At 61.4% G+C, this 6,253-nt stretch carries 7 protein-coding genes and 1 pseudogene; 2 read left to right on the top strand and 6 right to left on the bottom strand.

The window, feature by feature from the left end; translation table 11 throughout:
- The 5 genes from AB5S17_RS23160 to AB5S17_RS23140 all read right to left on the bottom strand — a co-directional run.
- Positions 1-417 (bottom strand): helix-turn-helix domain-containing protein (locus tag AB5S17_RS23160; protein ID WP_369243544.1); only part of this gene is annotated, 417 nt, incomplete at its 3' end.
- 753 nt (positions 418-1,170) lie between these two features.
- Positions 1,171-1,563, bottom strand: a complete 393-nt coding sequence (locus AB5S17_RS23155; RefSeq protein ID WP_369243543.1) for a thermonuclease family protein — start codon at positions 1,561-1,563, stop codon at positions 1,171-1,173.
- Positions 1,564-1,663: 100 nt separating this feature from the next.
- A complete protein-coding gene (locus tag AB5S17_RS23150) occupies positions 1,664-1,915 on the bottom strand; it encodes a hypothetical protein (RefSeq protein ID WP_369243542.1) in 252 nt (83 codons plus the stop codon).
- 80 nt (positions 1,916-1,995) lie between these two features.
- Positions 1,996-2,430 (bottom strand): hypothetical protein, encoded by a 435-nt coding sequence (locus tag AB5S17_RS23145; RefSeq protein WP_369243541.1) that lies wholly within the window; start codon positions 2,428-2,430, stop codon positions 1,996-1,998.
- Positions 2,427-2,690, bottom strand: a complete 264-nt coding sequence (locus AB5S17_RS23140; RefSeq protein ID WP_369243540.1) for a hypothetical protein — start codon at positions 2,688-2,690, stop codon at positions 2,427-2,429. The genes AB5S17_RS23145 and AB5S17_RS23140 overlap by 4 nt, the downstream gene beginning before the upstream one ends.
- A gap of 934 nt (positions 2,691-3,624) precedes the next feature.
- On the opposite strand from AB5S17_RS23140, the pseudogene AB5S17_RS23135 reads away from it, so the two are divergent.
- Positions 3,625-3,798, top strand: a pseudogene (locus AB5S17_RS23135) (IS256 family transposase); the annotation flags it as partial.
- Positions 3,799-4,148: 350 nt separating this feature from the next.
- Positions 4,149-4,937 (top strand): hypothetical protein, encoded by a 789-nt coding sequence (locus AB5S17_RS23130; protein ID WP_369243539.1) that lies wholly within the window; start codon positions 4,149-4,151, stop codon positions 4,935-4,937.
- Positions 4,938-5,045: 108 nt separating this feature from the next.
- Here AB5S17_RS23130 and AB5S17_RS23125 read toward each other — a convergent pair whose 3' ends face one another.
- A complete protein-coding gene (locus AB5S17_RS23125; protein ID WP_369243538.1) occupies positions 5,046-6,092 on the bottom strand; it encodes an IS481 family transposase in 1,047 nt (348 codons plus the stop codon).
- Between the last annotated feature and the right edge of the window lie 161 nt (positions 6,093-6,253).

The following is a 6,253-nucleotide window of genomic DNA, read 5'->3' as shown; positions in this document are numbered from 1 at the left end:
CTCGCGCACGACATTCCGGTAACTCGTCGATAGCTTAACTCGAAAGGCGCAAGCCCCAGATTGCCGCTGAAGCGAGAAAAAGTTCTTCACCGCGGTCCACGCCGGATGCGTACTCTGCAGCGTGACGCCGGGCTTCTTCAGCTCCACGGCGACCTCCGCCCAGTCCGGTTCGGGACGCCGTCGTATGCCCTGCTTGACCCCGGCGTGGTCGAAGAGCCTGTTCTCGAGGACATCGTCCGTCATCTCGCCCGGCAGCGGCCAGCTCAGACCGGCCGCCGTAGCGCGCTTCAGGTTGTCCTGGATGGTGCTTCTCGCCACGCCGAGCGTCTCGGCAATCTCTCGGGCACTGACGCCGTCCCGGGTAAGCCGCAGCATCTGTCGCAATTGTCTCATGGTCAGCCTTCTCTTTGCCGGCATCACGCTCTCCTCGTTCGACAAGGAGGGTGATGCCCGAGTTGCTGACCCAGGGGCTTCAGACGCCGGAGGGTGGCCGGTTATCGATCGGAATGCTGGCCGGCTTCATTCCGGAATGGTGGCCGGCTTCAAATCGGAATACCCGGCCGGTTTGAATCGGAATCCGCANGACGCCGGAGGGTGGCCGGTTATCGATCGGAATGCTGGCCGGCTTCATTCCGGAATGGTGGCCGGCTTCAAATCGGAATACCCGGCCGGTTTGAATCGGAATCCGCAGCCGGGAGAGTGCACCGATGTCGCGGCATCGCAATCCACGAGATGACGAGCCGGTTGCGATCTGGATCTGGATCGCCCTGATTGTCGCGATGATCGGTTTCGTCGTCTTCGCGATGATGACGGACCCCATGACGCCGCCTGTGCGGACTGACGGGGCGGCCGTCGGGCCGGAGCCGGAGGACGACCCCTTCCAATAAGGCCGCAGCTTCGGGTCTACCTCTTGGAGGTCGCGGCAGATCGTGCGTCAGAGTCGACCTTCGAGATACCGCGTCGCCGTATCCGGCTGATGCTGATAGCCGGTCCTGCGCTCAATCTCTCGCATTACCGCGTTCCAATGCCGCTCATCCGCTTTATCGGCCGCGGCCCGTCGGCGCTCTCGAGCTTCCCACCATGCCGCCGGCGGCTTGTGCATGGTGAGCAAGACAGTCACGTCCTGCCGCACTGCCGGCGCGGCGCGAAAAAATTTCCCCAGTAGTCGAGCTAGCGCCCGCACCACTTGTTCCCGTGGTTCGGCCAAGGCTGCGACAGCCCCTCGTCCATCAGCACCTGACTCGCATCGCGGCCGTCGTTCAGGATCACCTTCGCGAGTTCGCGACCGTAGCGGCCTTTCTCGTGCTGCCACTGGATCCGGTAGCCGCCGGCCATCAGCTCGCGCAGCCGGTCGCGCGCCTTCAAGCCGATCCGCTTTTCCGCCGGGCAACCAGGATGGCTGATCTCCGGAGTGTCGACAGCGAGTGCGCGCCACTTCACGCCGTTCTCCCAGCCCGTGTCACCGTCGACGATGCAGGTAAGCTTGCGCTCGGCGCGGTGCCCGCCTTCGCAGACAGGCAGCATGTCAGCAAACGCGGGAGACGCGGCGAGAAGGATGGACACAGCGGCGATGCAAATCCGAATCATGAAGTTCCTATAGCACAACCGCTTCGAGAGCAGCCACGTTGCTTGCCCAACGGCAGACGGTCGCTCCTGAGCGGAGTCACTGTTTCTCGTGGTCCTTGAGCCAGACCACATCGAGAGTCAGCGAACTGCGCAGAACGGTGGTCCCTTGCGCGTCGCGGACAAGAACTGAGATGACGTGATGGTCGCCGTCCGGCATCACATCACGGGCGAGTGTAGGCAGCGCTTCGATGGCGGCCTTCCGCACCGCCTCTTCGCCGTCGCAATCGACTCCGATCTCATCCTGGGAGAATTGCCCGTTGTCGTTGATGTCAAAGAAGAAGCGCGGCATCGCAGATCCTGAGATTGATGGTCAGGCAGCGGTCTATCGCGGGTGGCACCTTCTTCCGCAGTCGGTGCCAAAGGAAAATATCAGCCGGCACCGATGGGTGCTTCGGCGGCGCCGAAGAACCTCGCCTTCCGCCAAGCTGTCCCGCGGGGGAGCGGCAGGCCCCGCGCTTCGAAATGCGCGATCTCGTCCTCGACACGAAGCTGGACGCCGTCACACAAAGGCAGGAGTCTCAGATAGAGCCGCTCCACGTCGACCGCGACGACCCGCGGATGATTTAGGCGGAAGCCGTGCCGGTGCGGGCCGTGGTCGCGCCAGGACATGCCGCACACGGACCACTCCCACTCGCCGCGGTGCATCCCATACTCGGTGAAGGCGATCGTCCCGAAGTGCAGGCGGCCGTCATAGCCGAGGAACCTCTGCCCCACGCCGAAGCGCTGCCACTTGAACTGCGGTTTCGGCAGCGAGACGCTGGAGGGCCGGTCGGGATCGACCGCGGAGCGATCCTCACGAGTCACGGCCGCAGCCTCCCGACCATGCCCCTGGCGATGACATGCAGCAGAACGCCCAGGGAGAGGCAGGCCGATGAGGCAGCCAGCAACAGCCAAAGCGGCACGGGCGACCCGCTCAGGATCCCTGTCATCAGAGGCGAAACGACGCCAGTAGTGATGACGCCGGCGGCGACGACGTTGAGCCATGTCGCTGTCAGCCGCGACCGTTCATTCGCTGTCGAATTCCTCGGCGACGCTCGGCTCAACAACCACTTCTCGCTCGCCATCGACGTGCTCCTCACTAATCCGACTCGCGCTGAAAGCGACGCTTGCCAGACAGATTACGAGCAGCGGACTGGGTGGGGATAAAGCGTGAACATGAAGCGCCAAGCGGGACGGCAGATCCGGAGGCTCTTCCAGCAGCATTGATTGCTGATCTACCTCTTTTGGCTAAAGTGCGCCACAACGGCACACATGGCAGGATCCTCTCGCTGCAACGGTAGACCTCCTCGTTGCGGCTTCCCCCGGCCCGGCGAGCGGAGGCGCGGCTCGCCGGGCTCCCTACCGCTGCCCGGCGATGATCTTTCACCCTGCGTGCGTGTGCTATGCTAGCTTCAGGCGTCGTCTGAGAACGCACGCTCGCTTACGGCGATGAACCTGCAGATCGCTCTATCCCCCTCCCCCAGGACTCGGACGACTTCCGGGCTTCTACATTCAGGCTGTGTGTCATCCGCGGCTGGTCAGCCAACGAGCGAAAGGAGGACACGCAGGTTGCCGCTGCGGCGAGGTCGAGGGCGCTTGTTGTCTTCCTGCCGACTCCGCACCTCTACCGGGAAAACCCGACATTGACACGCGAACTGCTGCCGCCGTAGTCGGCAGCTATTGACGCTGGGGAATCGCCTGCTACGCATAGGCGTCCTATTCGGAGGGGCGCCGTCTCGGACAGGCGGTGCAGTGGCTCCCAACTTCTGCACCGCCTTCATCGTCGCCCGCGTCGAGCCTCCCTACACGTTGCTCACCATAGCCGCGGCCCGCGCCGCAGGTTGACGATGATGATCAGGAGCCTCATCCGACTGTTCCTGTCAGTTCGCCTTCCCTGCAGGAAATTGTTTCCACCAGTGCCCGGCATCCCGGCGGAGGGCGGGACGGGCACGTGCAATGCTGCATCAGGGATCGCGCGGGATGGAAATCGAGGGCATGGCTATATGGGGCGGCACCTCAGTCGTCGGCGTATTCCCGAACGAGGGCTACATCATCCGCCTCATCGGCGCCGTCCTCCTCGAGGCCAACGACGAATGGCAGACCCAGAACCGATACATGCCGCTCCACGGGATGGACCAGATCGACACTGTCGCCGTCGATCCCATCCTCAAGCTTCAGCCTGCCGCCGCATGAAGACCGGCGACATGGCCGCCTTCGAAATTACGCCTCATTGACGGACGTGACCCCGCCGGCATGACGGCGGCCAGATCGCCGAGGTTGAGCGCCATCTGATCTTTGGAAAGCGCGCATGGGCGCTCCAATGTCTCTGCCGCGCAACTCCGATCGGAATGCAGTGTGAACCTCGTTTTGTCATCCTGTATGGAGATGAGAGCCTCGAATCACAATTAGAAATTTACCGAATATATTTATAAAAAATCCCCCCGAACCACGTTACTACTCTCACGTCAGCATGGAAGTCATCCGAATTTATTTTGCCAACCCACCGGTACACCATGGAAAAGCAGCGTAAGAGCCAGATCCCCGTGAGCGCTAAATATGGGCGCCTGATTGGCGTGTACCTTGTTGCGCTTCTCCACAGCCAAGCGTCAGCTTTGGCGAATGATATCGAAACATCCCCCGTCGCCCGCTCTTCTGAGGTGGCCGCGGACTGTAAATTCGGAGCCGTGACAATCGCGCCCCGCGGGTGCTATGGTCTGGAAGACGTCGTTACGAGTAAGAACTATGCTGAGACCTGCGACTTGAAAATCCCTGATCTTGGAAAAAAAATCCGAAATGCTGGATGCCAGATGGCCCAGCAGGCCCAAGAGCCATTTCCTGAGAAGCTGTTCTTTAGCACCGATGCCGACGAAACATCTCTCAACTTTTTTCCGGGCCGGCCCCACAGAAACGGTACGCGAAACAACCCTCGCGTTGCAGCTGAAATGGGCCAGATTGTGTGTCGGAAGGATGGCGGTGCTGAAATAGTCTTGCTAATGGATGAGCAAGAAACGGGCCCCACAGAGGGAATATTAGAAATATTTTCCAGAAAAGATCGCAATCATAGACTCACTGCGCCCCTTTCATTTGCTAGACGGGAGGTGGAGGGGAAGAGAGCGACGGTCATCGATGCCGGCGCTGACATTTTGCCGATAATTGAACCTTTGTCCCAAGGTAAGACCCTTTCATTCATTATCACTCCTGATGCGTCGGGTGAAAAGCGGATAGATTTGAGTTTCTCGCAGGCGTTTCTAAACGGCCGCAGCGGTAGAATTGCCGCCGCTCGTATGGCTGAAGCATGTCGTACGTATATTTCTGAGCCCACCAAAAATTAACCGGATCAAGACTCTGACGAACCGTCCTTCAGAAACTGAATTGATGGCGTCCACTTGAGGTGTGATGTAACTCGGCAATAGCGACGCTGCTGGTGTCCGCGTGTCCTCTTAAGCTTCTTGACTGACGAATGACATGACGGTTTCGACCGGCCTGCGGCCCATGTTGCGGTAGCCAAGGTGCGGGCGTTCGGTGTTGTAGTGGACGAGCCAGGCGTCGAGATCGGCCTGCAGGGCTTCGACGGTTTCATAGAACGTCTCGCGCATCGTGATGCGGAAGAACTCGTCGAGGACGGTGCCGTTGAAGCGTTCGACGAAGCCGTTGGTCTTCGGGGTGCGGACTTTGGTGCGCCGATGCTCGATGCCGTTAAGGTCGAGATAGAGCTCGTAGGGATGCTTCTCGGTGCCGCAGAATTCCCGGCCGTTGTCGGTCAGGACGGCGCCGACCGGCAGGTCGAGGTTGCGATAGAACGGCAGCACCTCGTTGTGCAGCACGGCGACGGCCGCCTCGGGCTGCTTGGAGACGTGCAGGAAGCCGAAGGCATAGGAGCCGTAGGTGTCGACGACGGCATGCAGGTAGACCTTGCCGATGCCCTTGAGATTGCCGACGAAGAAGGTGTCGGCCGACAGCAGTTCGCCCGGCGCCGAGCTCTCGACATGGCGCTCGCGGAAGCAGGGGTTCAGCTTCTCGATGAACGCCGCCTGCTCGGGCGTGATCGCGATCTCTCTGTCCGCATTGGCCTTTTCCAGCGCCAGCCAGCGGTCGGTGCGTGTGCCGAGATCGGCCGCGTTCAGGATCTTCTGGATGGTGATCGCCGAGACGGCGATCCCTTCCAGGCGCAAGAGCGCTTCCAGCCGGTTGCAGCCATAGGCCGGATGCTCGAGCGCCAGCGCCCGGATCCGCTCCACCGTCGCCGGCGGGGTCGTCTGCGGATGGCTCTTGTGGATCGGCGGAAGGTCCTTCAGGCCCTCGAAGCCCTGCGTCTGAAAGCGCCGCTTCCATTCGTAGAAGCTGGTGCGGTCGAGACCGCGCTGCCGGCACGCCTCGGCGACGTTGCCCAGCTCCTTGGCCAGGTCGAGCACGCTCAAACGATGATGCGCAACCTTCGTTGCCGCATCACGCGGCCCCGCCGATTTCCTTGCCGATGACTGTCCCATGGCTCGATCCTCCTTTCCAAGAATAGCATGGAAAGAAGCTTAAGAGGACAGACCTCTTTCCAATGATCTTCGCGAGCGGGTGGTGTCGGCGATCCTGGCGGGGGAGACCTGCCGGTCTGCGGCCATGCGGTTCGGTGTGGCGGTGTCGTCGGCGGTGAAGT

This window comes from Jiella sp. M17.18, from assembly GCF_041027365.1.
Lineage (GTDB): Bacteria > Pseudomonadota > Alphaproteobacteria > Rhizobiales > Rhizobiaceae > VKMB-3413.
Note: the sequence above shows the minus strand (reverse complement) of the source record. Positions and strands in the feature narration are given on the sequence as shown.